Source organism: Streptomyces sp. NPDC017202 (assembly GCF_044331705.1).
Classification (GTDB): Bacteria; Actinomycetota; Actinomycetes; order Streptomycetales; family Streptomycetaceae; genus Streptomyces.
In genome coordinates this window covers 147,563-173,656 of record NZ_JBIRNP010000006.1, presented here as the reverse complement: position 1 = coordinate 173,656, position 26,094 = coordinate 147,563, and the positions used below count along the sequence as shown (strand labels likewise).

The following is a 26,094-nucleotide window of genomic DNA, read 5'->3' as shown; positions in this document are numbered from 1 at the left end:
GGCGGCGCGCTCAGTTGCCCGCGACCGACTTCACCGCCACCGGTACCGGCGTCGATCCGGAGACCAGCTCCAGGGTCAGGCCGGCCGTCGCCGGGGTGTCCAGCAGTTCCGCGAGGACGGCGGCCACGTCGTCGCGCGGGATCGACCCGCGGCCGGTCCGCGCCTCCAGCCGGACACGGCCCTTGCCCGGGTCGTCCGTGAGGGAACCGGGCCGCAGAATCGTCCAGTCGAGACCGTCCAGCCCCTGGACGTGCGCGTCGGCCTCGCCCTTGGCGCGCAGGTAGACGTCGAAGACCTCGTCGCCCCGGCGGCCGGGGTCGGCACCGTAGGAGGACACGACGAGGAAGCGGCGTACGCCGGCGCGGACCGCCGCGTCCGCGAACAGGACCGCCGCGCCCTTGTCGACGCTCTCCTTGCGGGACGTGCCGCTGCCCGGGCCGGCGCCCGCGGCGAACACCGCCGCGTCCGCGCCCCGCAGGACGTCCGCGACCTCGGCCTCCGACGCCGACTCCAGGTCCAGCACGACCGGTTCGGCGCCGACGGCCCGCAGGTCGTCGCTCTGCTCGGCCTTGCGGACGATGCCCGCGACCTCGACTCCGCGTGCGGCGAGCAGACGCTCCAGCCGCAGCGCGATCTGACCATGACCTCCGGCGATGACAATGCGCATGCCTTCGACCGTACGCCCGGCCGGGCCGTACGGCGCGTCACCGGTGCCGGAGACCGTGTCCCGCACCCACCGCGTTCCGGCACCCACCGCATTCCGGCAGACCCCGATCCCCGGCAGACCCCGATCCCCGGCAGACCCCGATCCCCGGCAGACCCCGATCCCCGGCAGACCCCGATCCCCGGCAGACCCCGATCCCCGGCGGGCACCGGATCCCGGCCTACGGCGACGTGCTCCGCCCCTGCCGCGGCAGTCCCAACTCCTCCGCCGCCGCCGAGTCGCAGTACTCGCGCACCGCGCTGGTGCGGGCCACCACCCGCCCCCGGTGGATCACGATCCGGCTGTACGCCAGCGACAGCGCGCCCGCCAGGCGGTCGCCGCGGACGGCCAGCAGGTCGGCGGGGAAGCCCGCCTCCACCCGCACCTCGGGCAGCCCCAGGGCCGCCCGCGCGGACGTGCTGACGGCGTCGTACGCCTCCTCGGGGCGCAGGCCGTGGCGGGAGGCCAGGAGGTACGCCGCCTCCAGCGGGTCGCCCCGGCCGACCGGGTTGGAGACGTCCCGGAGGGTGCCGCTGCCGGCCGCGATCCGGACGCCGGCCGCGCGCAGCAGCCGTACCGGAGGCGTGTCGCGGCGGTCGGTGGTGCCGCAGCCGCCCTGGGGGAGGCACACCACCGTCACGCCCGCCGCGGCGAGTTGGTCGGCCGTGCGGGCCGCGGACTCGGCGGGGAGGCGGGCGAGGGCGGCGCACGGGCCGAGGGTGACGCCGGGGCGCAGTCCGCCCGCCATCGCGGCCAGGCGGGCCAGGCGGGCCGGGTCGGCGGCGTCGGTGTGCAGGTCGACGGGGCAGCCGTGTTCGGAGGCGACCTCCAGGACGGCCTCCACGTAGCCGGTCGGGTCGGGGTCGAGGTCCGGGCAGCCGCCCACCACCGAGGCGCCCATCTTCAGGGCGTCCCGCAGCATCGCGAGCCCGTCCGCTCCCGCCGCCCCGGTCAGCAGCCGGGGCATCGCCACCGTCGTCACCTCGGCCAGCCCGCGCAGCGAGCGCCGGGCCCGGAGGACGGCCGCCAGCGAGCCGAGCCCCTGGACGTCGCCGACGCGCACGTGCGCGCGGGACGCCGTCGCCCCGTGCCCGAGTTGCAGCAGGGCGGCCTCGGTGGCCCGGCGCTGGACGTCCTCGGGGGCGTACGAGACGGGCCCTTCGGCGTCCGCGGAGAGCGCGGTGTCGGCGTGGGCGTGGGGTTCGGCCGGGGCGGGCAGCAGGAGGTACCCGCCGAGGTCCACGCGGGCGCCGGGGGCGGGAGCGGGGCCGGCCGTCAGGCTGCCGGCGGTGCCGACCGCCTCGATGCGTCCGCGGCCCAGCCGTACGTCCACGGTCCGGCCGTCCGTGAGGCGGGCGCCGCACAGCAGGAGGACGCCGGGGTCCTGCTGCCCGTCCGGGGACGCCGGCGTCCCGGACGGCGGGGGCGGCTGCGGCTGGCTGTCGGGCATCGCGCTCCAGGGGCTCGGCAGAGAGTGGGGGCTCGCTGCCCGGGGCTCGGGCAAGATCACGCAGAGTGAGTCGAGCCTAGGGCGGCCGTCCGACGCCGTCGGGGAGGAGCGCAATAGTCGTACCGGTGTGGTCCGGTGGGCCTGAGGGGCTCAGGAGCCGTGTGCCGCCTGGGCGGAACGGGGGCCGACGGGGTCGGGCGAACGGATTTGGGTGAACGGCTGCGGACCGTGTAATGTCTTCATCGCTCGCCCCAATAGCTCAGTCGGTAGAGCGTCTCCATGGTAAGGAGAAGGTCTACGGTTCGATTCCGTATTGGGGCTCTGGTGGGTGAGGTTCCCGTCGCGAGGCGGGAACTGATCCCATCAAAGCGGTGTAGCTCAGTCGGTAGAGCAAGCGGCTCATAATCGCTGTGTCACCGGTTCAAGTCCGGTCACCGCTACTGACAGTAGCCGATTGTGGGGTCGGTCCTTCGATCGGCTACTCTTTCTTGCGTATATGTCCCATCCGTTCGTCAAGGAGCACTCACGTGGCTGCCACCGACGTCCGCCCGAAGATCACGCTGGCCTGCGTGGAGTGCAAGGAGCGGAACTACATCACCAAGAAGAACCGGCGTAACAACCCGGATCGACTGGAGATGAAGAAGCACTGCCCGCGTTGCAATGCGCACACCGCGCACCGCGAAACGCGATAATTCAGGCTCGTACGCGAGGCCGTCCCCGAGTGATCGGGGGCGGCCTCGCGTCGTTGAGCGACCAGTACCGGTCAGTAGAGCGACGCAGAGCAAGCAGGAGGTGCCGAGCCGATGGCGCTCGACCAGTCCTTCGTGGGGCGGACCTACCCGCCCACCGATCCCTATGAGGTCGGCCGGGAGAAGATCCGCGAGTTCGCGGAGGCCGTGGGGGACACCAACCCGGCCTACACCGACCCGGAGGCCGCCAAGTCACTCGGGTATCCCGACGTGATCGCCCCGCCGACCTTCGTGTTCTCCATCACGTTCAAGGCCGCGGGCCAGGTCGTCCGGGACCCGCAACTCGGTCTCGACTACAGCCGGGTGGTGCACGGCGACCAGAAGTTCGCCTACCGCCGCCCGGTGCGGGCCGGTGACCGGCTGACCGTGACCTCCACCATCGAGGCGATCAAGTCCATGGCGGGCAACGACATCGTGGACGTCCGGGGCGAGGTCCACGACGAGGCCGGCGAGCACGTCGTGACCGCCTGGACCAAGCTCGTCGCCCGCGCGGCGGAGGAGGGCTGACATGACCGCGAAGATCTCCTACGACGACGTCGAGGTCGGCACCGAGCTGCCGGCGCAGTCGTTCGGCGTGACCCGGGCCACCCTCGTCCAGTACGCGGGTGCCTCCGGGGACTTCAACCCGATCCACTGGAACGAGAGGTTCGCCAAGGAGGTAGGCCTGCCGGACGTCATCGCGCACGGCATGTTCACCATGGCCGAGGCGGTCCGCGTCGTCACCGACTGGACCGGCGACCCGGGCGCCGTCGTCGAGTACGGCGTCCGCTTCACCCGGCCCGTCGTCGTCCCGAACGACGACGAGGGCGCGACCATCGAGGTCAGCGGCAAGATCGGCGCCAAGCTCGACGACCGCACGGTCCGCGTGGACCTGACCGCGACCAGCGGCGGACAGAAGGTGCTGGGGATGTCCCGGGCGCTCGTACGACTGGCCTGAGCCGGGCCCGGTCGTACGACCGGTGCGAGCGTGGCCGGCCCCTGGGTGAGGTCCGCCCGGGGCCGGGGACGTCCTCACCGACACCGGTGGGAGCAAGGGGCGTCCTCCCTCGTGGGGCGCCCCTCACCCGTGGTGAGTGCGCGGCGGGGGCTGTCGGTGCCGTCTCGTAGGCTTGGGCGCGTGCTGGAACTCCACGACGCCCCGCTCGCCCCGCTGACCACCTTCCGGCTGGGCGGCCCCGCCACCCGGCTGGTGACCGCGACGACCGACGCCGAGGTGATCGCCGCCGTGCGCGAGGCCGACGCCGACGGCACGCCGCTGCTCGTCATCGGCGGCGGCTCCAACCTCGTCATCGGCGACAAGGGATTCGCGGGCACCGCCCTGCGCATCGCCACCAGCGGCTTCGACCTCGCCGGTACGGCGCTGGAGCTGGCCGCCGGTGAGGTGTGGACCGACGCCGTCGCCCGCACCGTCGAGGCCGGACTGGCCGGCGTCGAATGCCTGGCCGGCATCCCCGGCTCGGCCGGCGCGACCCCGATCCAGAACGTGGGGGCGTACGGCCAGGAGGTGTCCGCCACGATCTCCGAGGTGATCGCCTACGACCGCCGCACCGGCGAGACGGTCACCCTCGGCAACGACGAGTGCGCCTTCTCCTACCGGCACAGCCGCTTCAAGGCCGACCCCGAGCGCTACGTCGTCCTGCGCGTCCGCTTCGCCCTGGAGGACGCCGGCGGGCTGTCCGCGCCGCTCCGGTACGCCGAGACGGCACGCGCCCTGGGCGTGGAACCCGGCGGCCGGGTGCCGCTGGAGCAGGCCCGCGAGACCGTGCTGAAGCTGCGCGCGGGCAAGGGCATGGTCCTGGACGCCGAGGACCACGACACCTGGTCCGCCGGGTCCTTCTTCACCAACCCCATCCTCACCGACGCCGACTTCGCGGTGTTCCACGCGCGCGTGAGGGAACGGCTCGGCGAGGACGCCGTACCGCCCGCCTACCCGGCGGGGGAGGGGCGCACCAAGACCTCCGCGGCCTGGCTGATCGACAAGGCCGGCTTCACCAAGGGCTACGGCAGCGGGCCCGCCCGCATCTCCACCAAGCACACCCTCGCCCTCACCAACCGCGGCGAGGCCACCACGGAGGACCTGCTGGCGCTGGCCCGGGAGGTCGTGGCCGGGGTGCGGGAGGCGTTCGGCGTCATGCTGGTCAACGAGCCGGTGATGGTGGGGGTCGAACTGTAGGGCCTGTCCGGCGGCGCCCCGGAGCCCGCCGTGGGCGCGGTGCCGGTGGGCAGGGGGCGGCCGCGGGCCAAGGGCCTCACCCGATCCGTAGCCCCGGCGGCCGCGGGCGCCCCCTGCCTCGATGGTGGCCCTCCGGACCTCTCCCGACTCCCCCGCAGCACGGTTGTTTCCCGGTCGGTGCGGCTGAAATACGGCCGAAACCCCCGCGCGGGCCCCGCGGCGCCGCCACTATGTGGGCGAAAGGGATCCGGGGAGGCGCGCGTGACGGTGAGCGGGACGCAGGGGACGGCCGGGGAGGAACAGGCCGGGGCGGAACAGGAGGCCCGGACGCGGGAACTGTTCCGCCGGGCGACCGCGGTCAGTCAGGAGTGGGCCCGCGCCGGTGAGGGCGGCGGACCGCCGGACGGTCCCGCGACCGAACGGATCCTGCGCGAACTCGCGGACGCCGAGCAGGAGCGGGACGGTGCCGCGCGGCGGGCGCTACGGATGGCGCGCGGCACCCTGCTCGCCGTCCGCCACCTGGCCGACGCCACGCACGGCGGGGCCGCCGACCCGGCGGGTGACCGGGCCGAGGCCCTGGTCCTGCTGCGGGAGGCCCGCGAGCCGGAACCCGTCACCGAGCGGGAGACGCAGTCCCGGACGGCCGTCACCAAACTCCTGATCAGACTGCTGGTGCCGCACCTGCCGGACCTCGCCTTCCGGGGCCGGCAGGACATGATCGACGTACTCACGGTCGGCGCCACCTTCATGGCACCCGACGGCGGCGTGCTGCGCGAGGACCTCGCCGAGGTCGGCACCCTGCTGGCGGAACTCGCGGAGACCGCCGACCCGGCCGACCACCCCGACCTCGAACACTGGACGACGCTGCTGCGGCTGCTGCAGAGCGCCCGGGACCGGGACTCGCTGCTCGAACTGGGGAACTACGCCACCTCGACCGGCGCGATGCCGCCGCAGCTCGGGATGTTCATGGGCGCCGCGCTGGAGATGCTCAAGGACCTGCCCGACGTCCCGCCCACACCCCTGGGCGGCTCGCGGGAGGAGATCCGCGAGCAGGTGGAACTCGCGGCGGACGACATGCTGCCGCTGCTGGAACTGTTCGCGCCCGGCATCCTGCGCCCGGAGGAACTGGAGCAGGCGGTCGACGGCCTGCCGCGCGACTCCTGGCAGGAACAGGTCACCGCCGGCCTGGCCCGCTTCGGCATGGCGATGCGCTCGGGCGACCCGGAGGACCTGGTGGAGGCGGCCGAGCCGCTGCTGCGGGCCGGACAGGACGAGGACGTCCCCGCCGGCGTGGCGGCCGTCCTCCAGGCGGCGCTGCTGTCCGGTGCCGCCCTCAACGGCGGCAACATCGAGGACGCCAGGACCGCGCAGCGCCTGCTCACCGAGAACATCGACCTGGCGGCGCTCGCCGACGGCATGGCCCCGGGCACGGCCGGCCGGGACTTCCTGGAGACCGGCCGCGCCCTCCTGGAGTACCAGCGGGTCTGCGACGCGCCCGAGGACGACCTCGACGCGTTCGACGACATCGACGAACGCCTGCTGGCGATGCGTCAGGAGCTGTCCGCGGACAGCGGATCGGCGAGCATCGTCCTCTTCGTCCTCGGTTTCCTGCAACTGCGCCGGACCATGGCCATCGGCCGGGCCGGCGGAGCGGTGGCCCCGCCGCTGCGGCGGGCGCTGATGTACCTGCGCGAATCGAAGGAGCACCCCGGCATGCCGATCGCGCTGCGGGGGATCCTGGCGCCCGTCGAGGCCCTGTGCAAGGCGCTGGAGCAGTACATCGAGCCCTCCGCCGCCAGCCTCCTGGACGACGTGGAGGAGCTGCGGGCCGCGCTCGGCGGCCCCCGCGTCGCCGCCGACCAGGACATCCGCGCGCGCCTCGGCATGGCCCTCGTCCTCGACGTCGAGTACGACCGGCGCGGTGATCCGGCCGCCCTCGCGGCGGCACTGCGCGAACTGGAGGCGGCCCGCGCCGAGATCGGCGACCACACGGGGAGCGGCACCGCGCAGGACGTGTACCGCAAGCTGGCCGACGCCTACCGGCGCCGCGGCGGCCCCGGCGACACCGAGCGCGCGCTGGAGGCGACCGAGCGGCTGCTGGAGAGGGTCGCCGAGGACGTGCTGCTCCAGATCGGCGCCGAGCACGGTCTCGAGGCCGCCCGGGCGGCCGCCGACCGCGGGGTCACGGCGGCCGTGTGGGCGGCGGAGAACGGCGACGCCGCCACCGCGCTGCGCGTCCTCGAGGCGGGCCGCGCGCTTGTCCTGCGCGCGGTCGCGGCCTCGGCGAGCGTGCCGGAGCAGCTGGAGGCGCACGGCGAGAGGGACCTCGCCGCCCAGTGGCGCGAGGCCGCCCGCGCGGGTGCGGGCGTCGACCACAAGGGCGTCGGCCACAAGGGCGTCGACCACAAGGACGCCGGCCACAAGGGCGTCGACCACAAGGGCGCCGACACCCTCATCCCCAGCACCCTGCGGCGCCGGGCCCTGCGGGCGCTGCGCACCGCCGGGATCGCGGCCGGGCCCGGCTGGCAGGAAGTGTCCGACGCGGCGGAGGCCGCCGGGGTCGACGCCGTGGTGCACCTGCTCGTCGGACAGGGCGACGGGCCCGGCCGGGCGCTGGTGGTACGGCCCGGACTGGCGCCGCTCGCGCTGGAGCTGACCGGACTCGGGGCGGCCGGACGCGCGCCCCTGGACCGGTATCTGGACGCGGCACACGACCGTTCCGCCCTCACCGCACCCGACGTACCGCCCTCGGCGCCCGGCCGGACGGCGGCGGTGGCGGTCTGGGAGGCGGCCCTGGAGGAGTTGTGCGACTGGGCGGGCCCCGCCGTGATGGGGCCGGTCCTGGACGTGGCCCGGCCCGGCCGCCCGGCCCACCCCGGCGATCCCGTGCGGCTGGTGCTGCTGCCCGCCGGGAACCTCGGCGTCGTGCCCTGGCACGCGGCCCGGCTCGGTGCGGGGGCGCGGGCGGGGGAGCGGCCGGTGTACGCCGTGGACCACGCCGTCCTCAGCTACGCCGCGTCCGGCGCGGAGTTCGTACGGTCCGCCGCCCGGCCCCGGCTGCCCCTGGCCGAGGCCCCGGTCCTCGTCGCCGACCCGAGCGCCACGCTGGCGTACGCGGAACACGAGGTCGAGGCGTTGCGCGCGGCCTTCTATCCGAGGGCCCGCTGTTTCGGCTTCCTCAGCCGCAACGGCTTCGACGTCGACGGCACCCCCGACGAGCTGCTGCCGCTGCTGCCCGGCGGCACCGCCGAACGGCCCGCCACCCTGGTCGAGTTCGGCGTCCACGGGATCGCCGGAGACCTGCCCACCGTGTCGAGGCTGCTGCTGCACCGGCCGCGCGGCGCCGACGACGCCGCGGGCCTGCTCACCGTACGGCGGCTGCTCGGGGCGCCCGCCGCGGACCGGGGCGGCGGCGCCGGGCCGCTGGTGGTGCTCAGCGCCTGCGAGACCGACCTCAGCACCCGGGACCACGACGAGACGCTCACGCTGACCACCGCGTTCGTCGCGCGCGGGGCCGCCGACGTCATCGGCTCCAAGTGGTCTGTCGCCGACGCCAGTTCGGCCGTCCTCATGTACGCCCTGCACCACTTCCTCGCCGAGGGCGCGGACCCCGCGCAGGCGTTGCGGCGGGCCCAGCTGTGGGCACTGGACGCCGACCGGCCCGCGCTGCCCGGCCTTCCCGGGCCGCTGGCCGTCCGGATCAAGGGCAAGCCGGCCCTGTCCGCGGACGCCTGGGCCCCCTTCATCCATCAGGGCAACCCCGGACCGGTCCGACCCGAAGGGAACACCGTTGGACACGAATGAACTGCTGGCCCTTCTGGTCAGACACCGGCGGGAGCTCCGGCAGTGGCTGGACGAGGACCAGTACCGGCACTTCCTGGCCATGACGGAACGGCTGCGCGAGGTCGGCGACGACCCCGAGCGGGCCGGCATGGCCGTGATGGCGATCGTCCGTTCCCTGTGGCCCGTCCCGGACGAGGCGGGCGTACTGGCCGAGTTGCTCCACGCCGACCGCCGCTCGATCGCCACGGCGACGACCGTGCCGGCGCCGGAGGCGGTGCTCGCGGCCCTGGAGGAGCTGTACGCGGCACCGGCGGCGGGAGAGGCGGAACGCCCCGGCGCGACGGGCGCGGACCGCGCCGGCCGGCTCGACCCCGTCGCGGCCGACCCCGCTCACTCCGGCCCGGTCGACTCCGGCTCGGTCGACTCCGGCTCGGTCGACCCGGTCGCCGCCGTTCTCGCCGCCGCGCGGCGGCGGTTGCTCGCCGTGCCGTGCCGGGCCGCCGCGCCCGCCGGGAGCACGGCTGCGGGGGAGGGCCCCGCCGACGTCATCGTGCTGGCCGACCCGCGGGACGGGCCGCGCAGCCCCGACTTCCAGTTCGACCCGGACACCGGGCGGCCCCGGGACATCGTCGTACGGATCAACCGCATCCTGCTCGCCGACCGCGACCCCTGGGGTGCCGCCGACTGGTGGCTGGGCCGGAACTCCTGGCTGGGCGGGCCACCGGCCTCGCTGCTCGGCCGGGTGCCGGACGACCGGCTGGCGGACGCCGCCCTGGCTCTCGTCGAGGAGGGCGGCCGATGACGCGGCAGATCCCCCCGGAGATCACCATGGTCCCCCGGGTCACGACGCTCCCCGCCGGCACCGCGCTCTGGCGCTGCCACCGCAGCCGCTACCCGGCGACCGGCTTCAAGTCGGTCGAGGCGCACACCCTGTTCGGCGGCAGCCGCTTCGACTGCACGGCCGAGGACCCCTACCCCTACCTGTACGCCACCCGTGAACCCGCCACCGCGCTGGCCGAGGTCCTGCTGAGGTCCATGGACTTCGACCCGGTGGTCGGCGCCCGGCTGGTGCCGTGGGCGCAGGCCAGCCGGTACACGCTCGCCCAGGTCGTCACCGACACCGATCTGACCTTCGTGTCGCTGCGCACCGAGGAGGACCTGGCGGCCGTCTGCCAGACGAGCTGGCTGCTCGACTCCGAGCCCGACGACTACCCGCGCACCCGGTACTGGGCGAGGGAGTTGCGGAGCCAGGCCAAGGAGGCCCACGGCCTGCTCTGGCAGTCCCGGCGGCACCGGCCGCGCGAGGCGCTGGTGCTGTTCGGGGACCGCTGCGGCGGTGTGCCCTTCCACGGTGAGCCGCTGGTCTCCCACGACCTCGCCACGCTCGCCGGGGTGGACGCGGCGAACCGGCTGCTGGCCCCGCTGCGCGCGGTGATCGTCCCGCCCGAGCCCGCGGACTGACGGCGTCCCCGCGCCGGTCACCTCCCGCGCCGGTCACCTCCCGCGCCGGTCACCTCCCGCGCCGGTCACCTCCCGCGGCGGCCGGCGCGGGAGGTGACCGGCGCGGGCGGCTCCTCCCTCGTGGCCGTGCCCACGGCCGCCGGCACGGGGCCGTCCTACGCGGGCGGTTCCTCCACCACCAGCACCGTGAACGCGCAGTACGTGCCGAGCCGTACCGTGTCCCCGTCCGCCACGGGGACCCGGTCGCCCGGCGGCACGCGCTCGCCGTTGACGAAGGTGCCGTTCATGGTGCCGGCCGGGTGTTCGGTCAGCCAGAGGCCGCCGTCCGGGGTCATCTCGATGCTCGCGTGGCGGCGCGAGACCCCCCGCTCGCCGTCGAGGGCGGCGGCCACGGCGGGCGCCGCCCAGGACGGATGCCGGCCCAGGTTCAGCGGACCGCAGCTGCCGTGCCGCAGGTGGACCGGCGGCCGGGTGCTGATCAGCCGCAGATGGCGTACCGACTCCTGGCACTCCGGACAGGCGGACGTACCGGAGGGGACGTCCGCCGCGCAGGACCAGCAGGGGTGGGTCCGGGGTGCGAGGGAGGTCTGCGGGCCGGGCGGCCAGGGCGGGGTCTCCGCCTCCTCCCCCTCCTCCCGCTCGTCGTCGAGGAACACGTCCTCCGCGAGGGCCTTGTCGACGTACCGCGGAGGGCGTGCCTCCTCGTCCGTCACCACGGCGGCCGCCGGTCCCGGGTCCGTTCACCCGGTACGGCGTCGATGTCCAGGCGGACACCGCCGTCCGGCTGGACGGCGACCCGCGAGACGGTGACGACCGTGCCGGGCGTCAGCTCCACGCCGAGGTCGAACATCGCGCGGGCCAGCGGGTTGATGAGGTGGGTCTCCAGTTTCATGCCGATGCCCCGGCCGCCGTTGTGCCGGTCGCGCGTGCACTCGTCGGCGAGGACCTTCTCGGCCTCGGGGAGGACCTTCAGGGACAGGCCGCCCTGGCGCCGCATGTGCTCGACGATGTTGCGCAACTGCCCCTTGAAGATGAGGTGGGCGGTGGGCTCGTCGATGTACTGGAAGACGACGATGTTCCCGCCGAGCCGGTTCAGCAGCTCGGGCCGCTTCAGGGTGTGCTCGAAGTGGTGGCGGACGTTGCCGAGGATCTCCTCCTCGAACGCGGCCCGCTCCGCCGGTGTCTCGGGCAGCCGGTCCCGCCCGGCCGGGGCGGACAGCGGCCGCCCGTCCGCGCCCGACGGACCGTGCACGCCCAGGTTGGACGTGAAGATGAGGACGCACTCGCTGAAGTACGTCGTCACGCCCTGGCCGTCGGTGAGCCGGCCGTCCTCCAGGACCTGGAGGAACTTGTCCAGGACCCCCTTGTCCGCCTTGTCGATCTCGTCGAACAGCACCACCCGGAACGGGTCCTCGCGGACCGCGCGGGTCAGCTCGCCGCCCGCCTCGTAGCCGACGTACCCGGGCGGGGCGCCCACCAGGCGGTCGGCGGAGTGCGGGGCCGAGAACTCGCTCATGTCGAAGCGCAGACAGGCGTCCTCCGAGCCGAACAGGGTCGTCGCCACCGCCCGCGCCAGCTCCGTCTTGCCGGTACCGGTCGGGCCGGCGAAGAACAGCACGCCGCGCGGCCGGTGCACGGACGTCGAGGCGGCCTGCGCGCCGGAGAGGCCGAGCGCCGCCCTCTTGAGCACGTCGAGGGTCTGCGTGACCGCCTTCTCCTGGCCGCGCACCCGCTCGCCGATGACGGTCTCACCGTCCCGGATGCTGTCGGCGACCGCGCCGCCGGTCCACGGGTTGCGGCTGACGCCCAGTTCGTAGAGGCGGACCGCCTGGTCCATCTCGGCGAACGGCAGCCGGCGGGCCCGGGCCAGCCGCATGCTCTCCCGCATGGCGCGCAGCGTGAGCCCGCCGGCGGCCCGCGCGAACCGCACGACGTCCTCGTCCGTCGGCTCCTCCCGCTCGGCATCCTTCAGCAGCGGGCCCACGTCGAGCCGGGTGGCGGTCTCGGGGACACCGGCCTGCCCGGCGAGCAGTTCCGCCATACGGCGGCGCTGGCCCAGGTCCGGCATCGGCACCCCGATGCTGCGCACCCGTACGCTGCTGGTCACCAGCCAGGCGGGCAGGTCCCGTTCGCCGTCGGCGAGCCAGACGACCGGGTTGAACAGGGCGCGGCCGGTCTTGGCGCGGGGGAACGGCCGGGCCTCCTCGGCGATCTTCAGACAGCGCAGGAAGAACGTCCGTTCCTCGTCGCTGAGCTGGTTGGCCTGGGTGGGGATGCGGGAGGCGAAGTCGACGAGCAGCGCCGCGTGCACCGGTTTCTGGTAGTCGTCGTAGCGCGGGTTGTCCTTCGGGGGGCCGGGCCGCTCACCGACCCAGCCGCGGGCGAAGGACTCGAAGACCCGCGCGGCCTGGCTGCCGTCCTCCTCGTCCGAACGGCCCGGCAGACGCCGGGTGTTGCGCTGGAGGAGGGTGTTCATGTCGAGGCCGTCCTCGCTGCGGGCGACGGTGAACCCGGCCACCTGGTCGTAGCGCAGCAGGCACTTGTAGCCGGCCCGTCGCAGGCCCTCCCACAGGAGGTCGTCGAGGCACAGCGCGCGGTTGCGGCGGGTGCCGTCGTCCCGCACGTCGGCGACCAGGTGGTCGTCGCGGACGTTGCCGTGCAGGACGTACTGGGAGTGGACGCTGAGCGTGGTGAACAGCTCGGCGGCGAAGGGCGGCTGGACGGTCCGGGTGACGGTCGCCTTGGTCAGGGGCGGCGACTGGAGGGGAAAGCTGGTCAAGGGTCCTCCGGGGAAGGCGGCGACGCGGGCGCCGGTCAGTGGTCGTGGTGGCGTTGCAGGGGCCGGCGCGGGGCCTGCCGCCGCGCGGGCTTACGGCGGGACCCGGTCAGACCGGACGCCGGTTCGCCCGTGCGGACCTGGCTCCGCGACCAGGTGAACTCCGCGCGGACGCCCTCCGCCTCGGTGAGCCGGCCCAGTTCCTCGACGTATCCGGAGCTCTCGGCACACCGCTCCTCGTCCCAGGCCGCCCAGCGGGCCACCGCGGCCGGGTCGGCCTCCTCCTGGGGAGTCAGCGGCCGGCGCATGGTGAAGACGCGGGCCTGGCCCGTCGAGGTGAGCCGGACCCGCAGCCAGTACCGGCCGCCCCAGGCCGCCGGCGCGAAGTCCCAGTGCTCGGAGTCCATCCGGGCGTGCACCGAGCCCTCGCCCCACCGCTCGGTCGCCCGGCGCAGCGCCGCCACCAGGTACGTCCGCTGGAGGGCTGCCGAGCGGGTCACCAGGGCCTGCCGGACGGTGCGTTCGTCCGCGCCCGAGGGCGCGACACCGTCCCGCAGGGCACGTTCGAGCACCTCGACGGCCTCCGACGCGTCCGGCAGCCGGTCCATCCCCTCGGGCGCCGGGGTCCGCAGCGCGTCGAGGCGCAGGGCCGCGTCCCGGCGGGCCCGCTCGGCGAGCAGCGCCCGCTCCGACTCCTTGTGGGCGATCAGCGCGGCCTCGTCGAGGTAGCGCCGTACCGCGGTGGGCCGCCGCCCCACCGCCCGGCGGGCCTCCCGCAGGCAGTCGTCGATCAGGTCCCGGCCGGCGGAGGTGAACGCCAGCGGCAGTCCGGCCAGCAGTTCGGCGCCCTCGCGCAGGACGTCGTCCTCGGTGGGCGCGGTGGGCGCGGTGGTCGCGGTGTCCTCGGCGGCCGTGGTGTCCCCGGTGCGCCGCACGGCCGTCACCTCGGGCTCGGGGCCGCCCTCCGCGTACCGGACCAGGGCCCGGCGGCGCCGCTCGCGCAGCCGGTCGTACCAGTCGGCGTGCTCCGGGTCCCGCGCGTGGTCGAAGGGCAGCCGGGCGGTCGCCCGGGACGCGCGCTGGGCCTCCGCGCGGCGCAGCGCGCACTCCGTCTCGGCCAGCCGCCTCCACAGCACGTCGAGGGGGACGCCGACGGGCTGCACCGGGGCGGGCAGCGGCGGGTCGCCGGGCCCCGAGGGGTCCAGACCCAGGACGGTGATCCGCGCGTTGAGCCCGGCCGCGGCCTCCGCCGCGCGCCGCCAGCACTCACCGGCCGTCTCCAGCGACGCCTGGCGCCTGGAGAGGGCCTCCTGTTCGGCGGCGACCTTGTTGTTGAACGCCGCCAGGGCCACCGTGCCGCGCAGCGCCAGCCGCGTGACGAGCAGGGCCCCGCTGAGGTCGGCCAGGCCGAGGACGGCGGGCACGATCATGTCGTGGAGCTGGTCCGCGACGTGCCCGACGGCGTCGCCGAGATGCGCGGCGGCGTCGCCGGCATGGTCGGAGACGGCACCGGTCAGCTGCCCGGTCGCCGTGTCCGCGACCTCGGTCACGTCCGGGACGCCGGTGTCCAGTGGCAGGGCCGCCGGGTCGGGCGGGTAGCCGTACGCCGAGACGTCCGGCATGACGGTCAGCAGATCGGTGCCGGCGAACGCACTGCTCACGCCACTCCTCCAGAGGGGGAACCAGAACCAGAACCAGAAGCAGAACCAGAAGCAGAAGCAGAAGGGGAACCGGCGGGGGAACCGGTACGGGCACCGGCGGGCGAGCCGGTACGAGGGTCGGTGCGAGGGCCGGACGGGGAGCCGGGTCCGGAAAGGGAGCCGGATCCGGGTGGCGGGCCCGGTTCGGAGGGCGTCCCGGCCCCGGAGGGCACCGCGGGCCCCGGCGAGCGCAGGGGCCGCCTGGCGCCCGGCACCGTCCCGCCGCCGGCACCGCCCGTACCGCCGGCACTACCGGTACCGCCCGTACCGCCGGCACTACCGGTACCGCCCGTACCGCCGGCACTACCGGTACCGCCCGTACCGCCGCCCGCCCCGGCCGCCCCCGTGAGCGGTCGTCCGGCCCCGCGTGCCGCCGCGAGCCGGGCGTTCCAGGCCCGTACCCGCAGCACCGACGAGACCAGCAGGGCCAGCACGGTCGCCGCGGGCCAGATCCACACCGCGAGCAGGAAGGTGCCGAGCACCGTCCCCGCCACGGCGGCCAGGGCGAGCCCCGCCCACAGCCGGCCCCGCCACCCCCGGCGCGTGATGCGGCGGGTCACCGGCAGGGACCGGCGGGTGAGCAGGCCCATCAGCGAGTGGTCGGGGTGGTAGCGCGGGCCGATGTACCAGGCCGTCCAGCACTCCACGGCCAGCAGCGCCGCCAGCGAGGGGACGCTCAGCAGCCAGGCCGTCAGCACGGTCGGCTGCGGCGCGCGGCCGGTGACGTCGGCCAGGCCGACCACGAAGGCGTGCGGGAAGAACAGCAGGAGCGCGCCGCCCGCGGCCCGGCCCAGCATCACCGGCAGCTCCAGCCGCCGCTGCACCAGCCGGAAGTGCCGCGAGGCGGCGTCCGTCGCCGCGAGCTGCCGGTCGCGCTCCCGTTCCCGCCGGATCGCCCGTGCCTGCTCCAGGGCCAGCGGATGCAGGCGCAGCGCGAGCAGCAGCGGCACCGGCTCGCGGGCGTCCTCGGCCAGCCGGACGAACCAGGACACGGGGGCGGGCAGGCCGCGCACCGCCCGCTCCAGGTCGGCGCGGAGTCTGCGGGTGGCCGGGGCCGGAGCGGCGGCCAGGTGGAGGAGTTCGGCGGTCAGGGCCGGTCCGGTGCCGGTCGCGGCGCGCAGGCCGTCGTGGTCGTCGCCGACCTCGGGTATCTCGGACAGCCGGGCGACGGCCGCGTCCCACTGGTGGTGATGGTCCTGCCAGCGCTGGTCGACGTGGGCCAGCTCCTCGCCGCCGCGCCGCGCGGCCAGCCGGCCGAGCAGCCGGTGCCGGTGCAGCTCGCCCATCACGTCCACGCACTGCCGGTCACCGGCCGCCGCGCGTCCCGCGAAGTCCGGCAGGTGGCCGACGTCGAGCGGGATGCCCCGGTAGCCGGGTTCCTGCTGCGGGGCCATCCAGCCGATCAGGTCGATCAGCGTGCCCGCGTCCGGCCGGCGCCGCAGCCCCTCCCGCAGCAGGTCGTCGAGGGCCTCGGCGCGGACGGGGTCCCGCTCGGGGCGGAACTCTCCGAGCCAGCGGCCGAGCCGTTCCCGCTCCCTGCCGCGGGCCAGCCGGCGCACCATGGCGGGCCAGTCGGCGTCGAACTCCTCGCCCAGCGCCGCCGGGTCGGTGAACGTGCGGCCCGCGTGCTCGAAGCGGGGCACGTCCGGGGCGGGACCGGCCCCGGCGGCCGGCCGGTCCGCCGTGCCGTCGAGGGTGCCGTCCGTGGTGCCGTCGGCCGTGCGCGGGGCGGGCCCCGGCCGGGACACGACCCGGGGACTGCGCCCGGCCAGCCACTCGGCGACCTGCGCCGAGCCCCAGCGGTCCTCCGGATGGTGCGCCAGCAGGCCCTTGCACAGCAGCCGGACCCGCTCGTCGGTGATGCCGCCGAGGTCGAGTGCGCCCGCCTGCACCGCGTCCATCACCGAGGCCGGCTCGTGGTGCCTCTCGACCGGGTGCCGGCCGCGGGCGGCCTCGGCGACCAGGACGCCCAGCGACCACCAGTCGTCGGCCGCGCGCACGATCGGCTTGCGCAGCAGCGCCTGCGGCGAGGCGTAGCGCGGGGTCGCGGCCCAGGCGCCGGACGCCTCGCGCGGGGAGCGGGCGACGAGCGAGATGCCGAAGTCGATCAGCACGAGGTCCTCGGTGGGCCGGGCGTAGTCGCCGAGGACCAGGTTGGACGGTTTCACGTCCCGGTGCACCACGCCGGCCGCGTGCAGCGCGGTCAGGGCGCCGTGCAGCCGGCCGACCAGCCCGCGGATCTCCTCGGACGACAGTTTTCCGCGGTCCCGCAGGAAGGTGGCGAAGTCGGTGCTGCCGTGCGAGGGCAGCACATGGAAGGGAGCCCCGTTGGCCGTGCCCCGTTCCAGGACGTACGACAGCCCGTCGTGCAGCGGCTCGGACAGCAGGGCGGTCACCTCGTCGTCGGGGGCCGCGTCGGGGTGGAACCACTTCAGCACCCGCTCGGTGTCCGGGCCGGCGGCCCTGTGGTCGAGCACCCGGAACACGGCCGCGCGCAGCTCGGCGGAACGGCCCTCCTCCCCGGCCCGGTGCACGGTCTGCTCACCGCGCCTCGGCAGGCGCTCGCGCGCCACGAAGCGGGCGGCCAGCGTGGGCGGCAGGGCGTCCGGATCGCCTCGCGGGTCGGGCGCGGGCAGGCCGCCGGGCGCAGGTTCCGGCTCGTAGAGCGTCGGCGGGGCGAGGTCCTCGCCGGGGCCACCGGGATCAGCAGGAAACGTCATGGAATTCACCTGCGGACTAAAAGGACCGAGCGGTCCGGGTGCGGACGGGCGGAACAGAGGGAACGGCGGACACGGCGGGAACGGAGAGAACGGCGGACACGGAGAGAACGGCGGACACGGAGAGAACGGCGGGCACGGTGGTAACGGCGGGCACGGTGGTAACGGGATGCGAAGGACGGCCGGTGCGGGCGTGACGAAAAAGAATTCGGATGGATATACGATTTCGTCGGCGGTTGCGGAGCACGGGTAATTCCGTGGTAAGGCGACGGCGTCCCGCGTGACACGGCGGGCCCCCGGCGGAACGGAGATCCGGAGGTCGTACCGACCCCGCTCCGGCACCGCCCGCCCTTGCCGAACACCCGGCGATCGCGGCACCGGCGCCGCTATGTTGACCGGCATGAACCCTGATGGTCTGCCGGACCGTGCCGACCTCGAACGGGAACTGCGGAACCTGCGCCGTGGCGGCCTGCCCGCGCTGCAGTCGCTGGTGCCCCGAGGGCTGCGCGCGGTCACCCTGCACGCCGGATACGCCGAGGGCGAGGACGACCTGGCCGACGGGGCGGAACGGCTCGTCCGCGCCGCCGCCGAGCGGCTCGGCACCGACGACCTCATCGGCCGTGCCGCCCAGTGCACCTTCGGTCTGCTGCCCGGTCACCGGGGCGACCCGGCCGCGGACCGGCGCCGGGCGGCGGCCCAGGTGTACGGGGTGAGCGACGAGCGCTACCGGCACAGCCAGGAGCGGCGGGTCGTCGAGCAGCTGGCGGGGGCCATCCTCGCCGAGGCCCGCGAACCGGTCGTGCGCGCACCCCGGCCCGCCGCGCCCGGCCCCCGTCCCGCCGCCCGCCCGGACGGGGCACGGCCCGCGCCGGTGCCGTACACCGGGCTGCCGGGACGGGCCGGGAGCCGGCCGGTCACCGTGCACGTCTCGCCCATCGAACTGCTGCGGGACATCGACGTCCTCGTCTCCTCGGAGAACATCCACCTGGAGATGTCCAAGTCGTTCCGGCCCACCGTCTCGGGGGCGCTGCGCCGGGCGGCGGTCGTCGGCCGCAGCCCCGAGGGCCCGGCGACCGACGTCCTGGCCGAGGAACTCGCCGCCTGGGTGCGCGCCCGGCCCGGTGTCCTGCCCCTGCGGCCCGGCACCGTGGTGCCCACCGGGCCCGGCGCCCTCGCCGAGCGCGGGGTGCGCCGCGTCTACCACGCGGCCCTCGCGATACCCGACGGCCTCGGCTACCGCGTCGATCCGCAGGACATCGCCACCGCGGTCGCGGCCTGCTTCGCCACGGCCCGCCAGGAACGCGCCGCCGGCCTGCGGTCGATCTGCTTCCCCCTGCTGGGCGCGGGCCGTGGCGGCCTGGACCGCCGCACCAGCGCGGAATGGCTGCGCTGGTCCATAGAGGACGCCCTCACCGCCGACCCCGACTGGTCCGTGCACATCGTGACCCGGTACCCGGAGGCGGCGAGCCACTTCGACGCGAAGGTTCCGCGAGCGCCGGGGGCCTAGGGCGTGTTTCGAAAGTCCCTCCCCCAGAGGGGGTGCCCCCAGCCCGGCGGCGTCTGGCACGCACTCCCCCGGAGGGGGCGCCCCCAGCCGCGTTGTCGGGATCGCCCCGATACCACCGGTATCGGGACGGCCCTCCGCCTTGCGATCGCACGCACCAGACGCCGCCGGGCCTGCCCTTCGGGCAGACGACGCCACTTTCGAAACACGCCCTAGGGGACCCGGCCGGCCCACGGGGCGGCGACCGGTGCCGTCGAAGGGCGCGCGGACCGCCGACCGCTCCCTCACCCCCGCCAACTCGGCCCCCTCAGCCGTACGCCCGACGCCGCCAGGCCCAGCTCCAGCCGACGCAGTTCGCCGCGGGCCGGGACGCCGTACAGGCGGGTGGCCGTGCCGTCGGCGCGCAGCGTCACCCGGGGGCCGGGGGCGTACGTGCGGGTGAGGTGAGGGCCGTAGCGGGCGGTGCCCAGCCGGGTGCGGGGGACCAGGCGCTGGTTGGCCGACCCGCGCCAGACCAGGTCGGTCGGCTCGGCGACCCGGAAGCGCCCCGTCACCACCGCGTCCGCGCCCGCCAGCGCCGACCACACCCGCGCCGGCACCTCGCCCGGTTCGTGGCCGGTGTAGACCAGCAGGTCCGCGCGCGGGCCGTCGCCTCGGCGGCGCAGCCGGTCGGCGCCCCTCAGCAGCGCGGCCAGCGCGGCCGGCTGGGCCAGCGGCTCCCCGCCGCTGACCGTCAGGCCCTGCGCGCCGCGGTCCAGCGCGGTCCGCCACAGCCGGAGGAGCTCGCCCACGGTGACCGTCCGCCCGCCCGCCGGGTCCCAGGTGTGCCGGGACATGCAGCCGGGGCAGGCGAGGGCGCAGCCCTGGAACCACAGGGCCAGCCGGCGGCCGGGGCCGAGCGTCTCGACGGGGAAGTACCCGTCGGCGATCCGCACCTCGCGCGCCGCGTCGGCGTCGTACTCGACCATGCGCCCCCCTTGCGCCCCTGTACTCCCTGAATGCATCCGGCGTGCACCGGCATGCATTCGAAGATCTATTCGCTTTCACGGGTCTCCGCGGCCCGAAGCGGAAGCGAAGACTATTCCGAGTCCCGCCCGTCCCACCGGTGTTTTCGGAAGTTTTCCAGGAACGCCGGCACCGCTCCGGTCGCCCTCCGGTCGATCTCCGGTCGATTCCCGGATGACCGGAAATCCGGTGTCGGAAATCCCTCCCTCCGGCGTTCGTTTTTCCCCTAGGCTGCGCGAAATCCCGGATTCCGGCGGGGCCTTCGCTCCGGCCAGGGCACCGTCGCCGTGCCCGCACGCGGCCCACAGGGGCGATCCGGGTCATCGACGAGGGGGATCCCATGAGCGAGGTGAAGTCCGTCCCGGCGGACTACGGCCGCAGCCGCCTCACCGCGCGCACCCGCTGGCGGGCCACCCGCCGCGGCAAGCGGGACGGACGGGCCGGCGTCGGCCCCGAGCACTACGCCCGCCAGCTCGAACGCGGGCTGCGGATGGCACTGGAGGACCTGCGGTCCCGGTTCGTCGCACGGCACGCGGCCCACATCGACCGCGTCCACGCGGAGTCCGCGCGGATCGTGACGGAGTACGACCACCGGCGCGAGGACGTGCCCGCGGCCCTGGCCCGCTTCGGCGGCTGGGTGTCGCAGTGGCGCACGGAGGTGACGGCCTGCCAGCAGCGCGGCCTGGCCCTCGCCGCCTGCGCCGACCAGGAACTCGCCCACTACGAAGCCGCCCACACGCGCGCCCGGGCACGCGCCCGCCGCCGGGCCGAGCGCCGGGCCCGGCGCCGCGCCGAACGCCTGGCCCGCGCGCGCGGCGACCACCGGACCGAGCCGCCCGGCGTGCCCGAACCGCCCGACCCACCCGAGTGGGCCACGGCCGGCACGGCCCTGGCGGCACCCGACGAGATATGGACGGGAGCACCGGACTGGATGCTCGACGACGCCCTGGTCCGCAGGGCCCTGCACATCCTGGAGCAGAGGATCGGGCCGGCGGCCGCGACGGCCGGCCGGGGAGAACGGGGGACCCGATGAGCACCGCACCACAGCACGCCGCACGCCGTGCGGCCCGGCGGGCCACAGGCCACGCCGCACACCGCACCGCCCACCACGCCGCCACGCACACCGCACGGATGACCGCCGCACTGGGCGCCACGGCCCTGCTGCTGACGGGGTGCGGGGCGCTCGACGGACCCGACCGGCTCTCCGCCGACTGCACGGTCGTCGTCGACGGATCCGGCTCCGGAGCCGACAGCGAGAACGGCTTCCGCGCCAAGGAGAAACTGAAGGCGACCGTGCCCGGCTTCCTGGCCGACCAGAAATGCCGGTACGTCTCCTACGCGCCCATCACCGCGGCCTCCACCGCCTCCTCCTGCCAGGTGCCGCGGATGGACCTCGACCCGGACGGCGACCAGCGCTCCGACCGCGAGAGCCTGTGGAAACAGACCCGCGTCCTCGCCGAGGCGGGCGCCGAGAAGATGCTGGACTGCGCCCGCCGGCGCCAGCCCGGCTCGGACGTCCTCGGCGGACTCGAACGCGCCGCCAAGGTGCCCCGCGACGGCGACGGCACCTACCACGTCCTGGTGATCAGCGACTTCGACCAGTCCGACCCCGACTTCCGGCTCTCCAAGTTCGAGCTGGAGACACCCGCCCAGCGCGACGCGGCCGTCGCCGCCCTGGTCGCCGTACGCGGACTGCCCGAACTGCCCGACACCACCGTCCACCGCGTCGGCTTCGCCATGCGCGGCGGCCGGACCACACCCGAACGCGTCGAGCAGATGGGCCAGTTCTGGCAGCAGGTCCTGGAGGAGGAGGTGAAGGTCGGTGTCGACGACGGATACGGGGCCTGAGGAGCCCCGCAGGCTCAGGTACGGCCTGCCCTTCCGGCGCGGCCGGGGCCGCGCCCCCGGCCTCGGCCGTACCGGCGGCGGCACCGCGCCGCGCGGGCCCGTCCCGCCGACCGAGACCAAGGAGGCCAGGCAGCTCCTCACGCAGGCCGAGTCCGCCGGCCGCCGCGCCGCCGGCGACGGCACCCTCAACCCGTACGTCCTCGGCTCCGTCCACCGCCTGCCCTACTTCGGCCGGCTGACCGGACTGCGCGGCCACGCCCGGGACCGGACCGTGGCCCGCCACCACGAGCGCGAGGAACGCGAACTGCGCGACTCGGCGCGCCTGTACGCCGACACCGCGGCCCGCGAGGAGGACGCCCGGCGGGCCCGCGACGCCCAGGCGGAGGAGACGCGCCGCCGGCTCGCGGCCACCGCCCGGCTGGACCGGGCGGCCGCCCGGATCGCCGCCCGCGAGGACAGCCGCGACCGTGTGCTGCCCTGGATGGCGGGACGCGTCGCCCCCGGCGGCCCGGACCGCGACCCCGGCCGGGACCCGGCCGCGGAGCCCGCCCCGCCGTACGCCTCGCCGTACGCCTCGCCGTACGCCTCCGACCCGGACGACGACTTCGAGCCGGAGCCCGTGCCCGTCGCCGTGCCGCCGACGGCGCACTGGGAGGGCCTGACCGAGACCGCGGCCATGGCCCGCCGGCCCCGGCTGGCCCTCGCCGCACTGCTGGTGCTCGTCGAACTCCCGGTGTACGTCACGCTGTTCCTGGCGATCCACGACGGGACGCCGGAGGGCAGGCTGAGCGCCTACCTGCTGTCGGCCGCCGTCGGGGTCGTCATGACGGCCGGACCCTTCCAGGCCGGACGGCAGTGGCGCCGACGCGGGGCCACCGCCTCGCTGTGGGTGGTGCTGCCGGTCGCGGCGGCGCTGGCGTCGGTGTGGGGCTGGGCCGCCTGGTACCTGGGGGACCTGCGGGCGCGGATCGTGTTCCGGGACGCCCCCGACGGGGGCATGGAGGACCTCGCCCGCCAGATGGGCGTCGACCTGCCCCCGGCCCCCACCGTGCTGGAGCAGCTCCACCTGGACCAGCACACGGTCGCCGTCACCTTCATCTCGCTGCTGCTGCTCTCCGGCGGGATCGCCTTCCTGCTGGCCCTGTCCGAGGAGCACCCCTTCGTCGCCGCCTACCGCCACCACCACCGCAACCTGGAGAAGGCCGAGACGGCCCTCTCGCGGGCCGTGGCCGCGGCGGCGGGGGCCCGGCGCGAGCAGGAGACGCAGGCGGAGCGGGCCAGGGAACGCGGCGAGGCGCTGGCCGCCGAACTGGCCGCGGTGGACGCCGTGTTCGAGGCGGCCGCGCACGCCTATCTCGACGGTGTGCAGGCGGCCTCGCACGATCCGGCGGTCACCGAGGGCGCGATGCGGCTGTCGGCCCGCTACCCGCTGCTGCCCGAACCCGTTCCCACCCGGGCGCGGGCCGGACTCTGAGCCGCCCCGCGGGCGTCGGGCGCGGGCGTCGGGTGCGGGCGTCGGGTGCGGGCGTGGGCGTGGGCGTGGGCGTGGTCAGGGGGCCACGCCCACGCCGCATCCCACCACGCGGCACCGTCCGCCCGGACCGGCGCGGAGCGCGCCACGCCGACCCGGCCGGTGAACCGCGGCGCGACGGCCGCCGGTCAGGAGGCCAGCCAGTCGTCCACCCCCGACAGCAGCTTCTGCTGCACGCCCTTCGGGGCCGCCGAACCCTGGATCGAATGGCGGGCCAGTTCGGCCAGCTCCTCGTCCGTGAAGGCGTGGTGGCGGCGGGCCAGCTCGTACTGGTCGGCCAGCCGGGAGCCGAACAGCAGGGGGTCGTCGGCCCCCAGGGCCAGCGGCACCCCGGCCTCGTACAGGGTGCGCAGCGGCACGTCCTCCGGCTTGTCGTAGACGCCCAGGGCCACGTTCGAGGCGGGGCAGACCTCGCAGGTGACACCGCGCTCGGCGAGCCGCTTCATCAGCCGCGGGTCGTCCGCCGCCCGGACGCCGTGGCCGATCCGCGTGGCGTGCAGGTCGTCGAGGCAGTCCCGCACCGAGGAGGGCCCGGCCAGCTCGCCGCCGTGCGGGGCCGACAGCAGCCCGCCCTCCCGGGCGATGGCGAAGGCACGGTCGAAGTCCCTCGCCATGCCCCGGCGTTCGTCGTTCGACAGTCCGAAGCCCACCACGCCCCGGTCGGCGTACCGCACGGCCAGCCGGGCCAGCGTGCGGGCGTCCAGCGGATGCTTCATCCGGTTCGCCGCCACCAGCACCCGCATCCCGAGCCCGGTCTCCCTCGACGCCGACTCCACGGCGTCCAGGATGACCTCCAGCGTCGGGATCAGCCCGCCCAGCCGCGGCGCGTACGACGTCGGGTCCACCTGGATCTCCAGCCAGCCCGAGCCGTCCTTCACGTCCTCCTCGGCGGCCTCGCGCACCAGCCGCCGGATGTCCTCGGGCTCTCTGATGCAGGAGCGGGCCGCGTCGTACAGCCGCTGGAAGCGGAACCAGCCCCGCTCGTCGGTCGCCCGCAACCGGGGCGGCTCCCCACTGGTCAGGGCCTCGCTCAGCGTCTCCGGCAGACGCACGCCGTACTTGTCGGCGAGTTCCAGCACGGTGCCGGGTCGCATCGACCCGGTGAAGTGCAGGTGCAGATGGGCTTTCGGCAGCTCAGAGACATCACGTACACGCTCCATTCCGGAATCCTGCCGTACGCCGAGGCCGTCCGGGTAGCCGTTTCCCCGAACGTGGTCCTGCTCGCACACGGCAGCGGGCCGCCTCCCGGAGGAGACGGCCCGCGGACCCGCGCACGGGGCGGGTCAGTCCCTGGCCTCCGCCAGCAGCTTCTGGATCCGGCTCACGCCCTCGACGAGGTCCTCGTCGCCCAGCGCGTACGACAGCCGCAGGTAGCCCGGCGTGCCGAAGGCCTCGCCCGGGACGACCGCGACCTCGGCCTCCTCCAGGATGAGCGCCGCCAGCTCGACGGAGTCCTGCGGGCGCTTCCCGCGGATCTCCTTGCCGAGCAGCCCCTTCACCGACGGGTAGGCGTAGAAGGCGCCCTCGGGCTCGGGGCAGAGCACGCCGTCGATCTCGTTGAGCATGCGCACGATCGTCCGGCGGCGGCGGTCGAACGCCTCCCGCATCTTCGCGACCGCCTCCAGATCACCGGAGACGGCGGCCAGCGCGGCCACCTGGGCCACGTTCGAGACGTTCGAGGTGGCGTGCGACTGGAGGTTCGTCGCCGCCTTCACCACGTCCTTCGGGCCGATGATCCAGCCCACCCGCCAGCCCGTCATCGCGTACGTCTTGGCGACGCCGTTGACCACGATGCACTTGTCGCGCAGCTCGGGAAGGAGCGCCGGCAGCGAGACGAACTTCGCGTCGCCGTAGACGAGGTGCTCGTAGATCTCGTCGGTCATCACCCACAGACCGTGCTCCACGGCCCAGCGGCCGATCGCCTCCGCCTCGGCCTCGCTGTAGACGGCGCCGGTCGGGTTGGAGGGGGAGACGAAGAGGACGACCTTCGTCCGCTCCGTGCGCGCCGCCTCCAGCTGCTCGACGCCGACCCGGTAACCGGTCGTCTCGTCCGCGACGACCTCCACCGGAACACCGCCCGCCAGCCGGATCGACTCGGGGTACGTCGTCCAGTACGGCGCCGGGACGATGACCTCGTCGCCCGGGTCGAGGATCGCGGCGAAGGCCTCGTAGATGGCCTGCTTGCCGCCGTTGGTGACGAGGATCTGCGACGCCTCGACCTCGTAGCCGGAGTCGCGCAGCGTCTTCGCGGCGATCGCGGCCTTCAGCTCGGGCAGGCCGCCGGCCGGCGTGTAGCGGTGGTACTTCGGGTTCTTGCAGGCCTCGACGGCGGCTTCGACGATGTAGTCCGGGGTCGGGAAGTCGGGCTCACCGGCGCCGAAGCCGATCACCGGCCGCCCGGCGGCCTTCAGGGCCTTGGCCTTGGCATCCACGGCGAGGGTGGCGGACTCGGAGATCGCACCGACCCGGGCGGAGACCCGGCGCTCGGTGGGAGGGGTTGCAGGGCTCATGGCCCCATGTTTTCAGACAGGAAACGCGCCCGGCACACGGGTTTCACGGACTGAACAAGGACGGGCTCACTTGCGAACGTCCGTGCTGATCCCGGCGGTGGCCTGGTGATCTTCCGGCCGTTTCCCGACGATCTTCCGCCGTCGGGGCCCTCACGGGCGCTTCATGTTCGACGAGGCGCCCCGG

General features: G+C 75.2%; 20 protein-coding genes and 2 tRNA genes. 13 read left to right on the top strand and 9 right to left on the bottom strand.

The genetic code is table 11. The features are described 5' to 3' along the window. Positions 1-10: 10 nt before the first annotated feature. Positions 11-667 carry an SDR family oxidoreductase gene (locus ACH4N1_RS14945; protein ID WP_398097308.1) on the bottom strand — a complete coding sequence of 219 codons (657 nt, stop codon included), beginning with the start codon at positions 665-667 and terminating at the stop codon, positions 11-13. A gap of 217 nt (positions 668-884) precedes the next feature. Beyond that, positions 885-2,153 carry an amidohydrolase family protein gene (locus tag ACH4N1_RS14940; protein ID WP_398097306.1) on the bottom strand — a complete coding sequence of 423 codons (1,269 nt, stop codon included), beginning with the start codon at positions 2,151-2,153 and terminating at the stop codon, positions 885-887. Between the two features lie 248 nt (positions 2,154-2,401). Here ACH4N1_RS14940 and ACH4N1_RS14935 point away from each other — a divergent pair. The 9 genes from ACH4N1_RS14935 (at position 2,402) to ACH4N1_RS14895 (ending at position 10,319) form a co-directional block, all read left to right on the top strand. Beyond that, a tRNA-Thr gene (locus ACH4N1_RS14935) sits at positions 2,402-2,474 on the top strand. A 46-nt stretch (positions 2,475-2,520) separates the two neighbouring features. Next, a tRNA-Met gene (locus ACH4N1_RS14930) sits at positions 2,521-2,593 on the top strand. 87 nt (positions 2,594-2,680) lie between these two features. Next, a complete protein-coding gene (rpmG, locus tag ACH4N1_RS14925) occupies positions 2,681-2,845 on the top strand; it encodes a 50S ribosomal protein L33 (RefSeq protein ID WP_003948671.1) in 165 nt (54 codons plus the stop codon). 111 nt (positions 2,846-2,956) lie between these two features. Next, entirely contained in the window at positions 2,957-3,409 is a 453-nt protein-coding gene (locus tag ACH4N1_RS14920) for a MaoC family dehydratase N-terminal domain-containing protein (RefSeq protein WP_398097304.1), read from the top strand. A 1-nt stretch (position 3,410) separates the two neighbouring features. After that, positions 3,411-3,839: a MaoC family dehydratase gene (locus ACH4N1_RS14915; RefSeq protein WP_398097303.1), complete on the top strand. Its 429-nt coding sequence runs from the start codon at positions 3,411-3,413 to the stop codon at positions 3,837-3,839. A gap of 180 nt (positions 3,840-4,019) precedes the next feature. Next, positions 4,020-5,075, top strand: coding sequence for a UDP-N-acetylmuramate dehydrogenase (locus ACH4N1_RS14910; protein WP_398097301.1), 1,056 nt, complete (start codon positions 4,020-4,022; stop codon positions 5,073-5,075). 261 nt (positions 5,076-5,336) lie between these two features. Next, positions 5,337-8,879: a CHAT domain-containing protein gene (locus ACH4N1_RS14905; RefSeq protein ID WP_398097299.1), complete on the top strand. Its 3,543-nt coding sequence runs from the start codon at positions 5,337-5,339 to the stop codon at positions 8,877-8,879. Then, positions 8,866-9,660, top strand: a complete 795-nt coding sequence (locus tag ACH4N1_RS14900) for a hypothetical protein (RefSeq protein WP_398097298.1) — start codon at positions 8,866-8,868, stop codon at positions 9,658-9,660. The genes ACH4N1_RS14905 and ACH4N1_RS14900 overlap by 14 nt, the downstream gene beginning before the upstream one ends. Then, the gene (locus tag ACH4N1_RS14895; RefSeq protein ID WP_398097296.1) at positions 9,657-10,319 is read left to right on the top strand and encodes an RES family NAD+ phosphorylase; all 663 of its coding nucleotides are present in this window, start codon (positions 9,657-9,659) and stop codon (positions 10,317-10,319) included. The genes ACH4N1_RS14900 and ACH4N1_RS14895 overlap by 4 nt, the downstream gene beginning before the upstream one ends. Positions 10,320-10,474: 155 nt before the next feature. Here the strand turns inward: ACH4N1_RS14895 and ACH4N1_RS14890 are convergent, their stop codons facing one another. From ACH4N1_RS14890 to ACH4N1_RS14875, 4 genes are read right to left on the bottom strand one after another with little or no spacing between them, the layout of a single operon-like run. Beyond that, positions 10,475-11,035 (bottom strand): FHA domain-containing protein, encoded by a 561-nt coding sequence (locus ACH4N1_RS14890; RefSeq protein WP_398097295.1) that lies wholly within the window; start codon positions 11,033-11,035, stop codon positions 10,475-10,477. Further along, positions 11,029-13,098, bottom strand: a complete 2,070-nt coding sequence (locus ACH4N1_RS14885) for an AAA family ATPase (protein WP_398097293.1) — start codon at positions 13,096-13,098, stop codon at positions 11,029-11,031. The genes ACH4N1_RS14890 and ACH4N1_RS14885 overlap by 7 nt, the downstream gene beginning before the upstream one ends. A gap of 35 nt (positions 13,099-13,133) precedes the next feature. Further along, positions 13,134-14,756, bottom strand: a complete 1,623-nt coding sequence (locus tag ACH4N1_RS14880) for a hypothetical protein (RefSeq protein ID WP_398097292.1) — start codon at positions 14,754-14,756, stop codon at positions 13,134-13,136. Then, entirely contained in the window at positions 14,753-17,515 is a 2,763-nt protein-coding gene (locus tag ACH4N1_RS14875; RefSeq protein WP_398097290.1) for a serine/threonine protein kinase, read from the bottom strand. The genes ACH4N1_RS14880 and ACH4N1_RS14875 overlap by 4 nt, the downstream gene beginning before the upstream one ends. A 397-nt stretch (positions 17,516-17,912) precedes the next feature. Here ACH4N1_RS14875 and ACH4N1_RS14870 point away from each other — a divergent pair, with 397 nt between their 5' ends. Next, positions 17,913-19,019, top strand: coding sequence for a macro domain-containing protein (locus ACH4N1_RS14870; protein ID WP_398097289.1), 1,107 nt, complete (start codon positions 17,913-17,915; stop codon positions 19,017-19,019). A gap of 281 nt (positions 19,020-19,300) precedes the next feature. On the opposite strand, the gene ACH4N1_RS14865 is transcribed toward ACH4N1_RS14870, so the two are convergent. Continuing rightward, positions 19,301-19,984 (bottom strand): 4Fe-4S single cluster domain-containing protein, encoded by a 684-nt coding sequence (locus ACH4N1_RS14865; RefSeq protein ID WP_398097287.1) that lies wholly within the window; start codon positions 19,982-19,984, stop codon positions 19,301-19,303. Positions 19,985-20,361: 377 nt separating this feature from the next. Between ACH4N1_RS14865 and ACH4N1_RS14860 the strand changes: the two genes are divergently transcribed. Genes ACH4N1_RS14860 through ACH4N1_RS14850 form a run of 3 tightly spaced genes read left to right on the top strand, consistent with a single transcriptional unit; the run spans position 20,362 to position 23,343 of the window. Next, a complete protein-coding gene (locus ACH4N1_RS14860; protein ID WP_398097286.1) occupies positions 20,362-21,054 on the top strand; it encodes a hypothetical protein in 693 nt (230 codons plus the stop codon). Then, positions 21,051-21,869: a hypothetical protein gene (locus tag ACH4N1_RS14855; RefSeq protein WP_398097284.1), complete on the top strand. Its 819-nt coding sequence runs from the start codon at positions 21,051-21,053 to the stop codon at positions 21,867-21,869. Before ACH4N1_RS14860 ends, ACH4N1_RS14855 begins: the two co-directional genes overlap by 4 nt. Then, positions 21,844-23,343, top strand: a complete 1,500-nt coding sequence (locus ACH4N1_RS14850; protein ID WP_398097282.1) for a hypothetical protein — start codon at positions 21,844-21,846, stop codon at positions 23,341-23,343. The genes ACH4N1_RS14855 and ACH4N1_RS14850 overlap by 26 nt, the downstream gene beginning before the upstream one ends. 185 nt (positions 23,344-23,528) lie before the next feature. Here ACH4N1_RS14850 and ACH4N1_RS14845 read toward each other — a convergent pair whose 3' ends face one another. Together ACH4N1_RS14845 and ACH4N1_RS14840 are read right to left on the bottom strand one after the other, a co-directional pair. After that, positions 23,529-24,560, bottom strand: a complete 1,032-nt coding sequence (locus tag ACH4N1_RS14845; protein ID WP_398097280.1) for an adenosine deaminase — start codon at positions 24,558-24,560, stop codon at positions 23,529-23,531. 123 nt (positions 24,561-24,683) lie between these two features. Further along, positions 24,684-25,910 (bottom strand): pyridoxal phosphate-dependent aminotransferase, encoded by a 1,227-nt coding sequence (locus ACH4N1_RS14840; protein ID WP_398097279.1) that lies wholly within the window; start codon positions 25,908-25,910, stop codon positions 24,684-24,686. Positions 25,911-26,094: the final 184 nt, after the last annotated feature.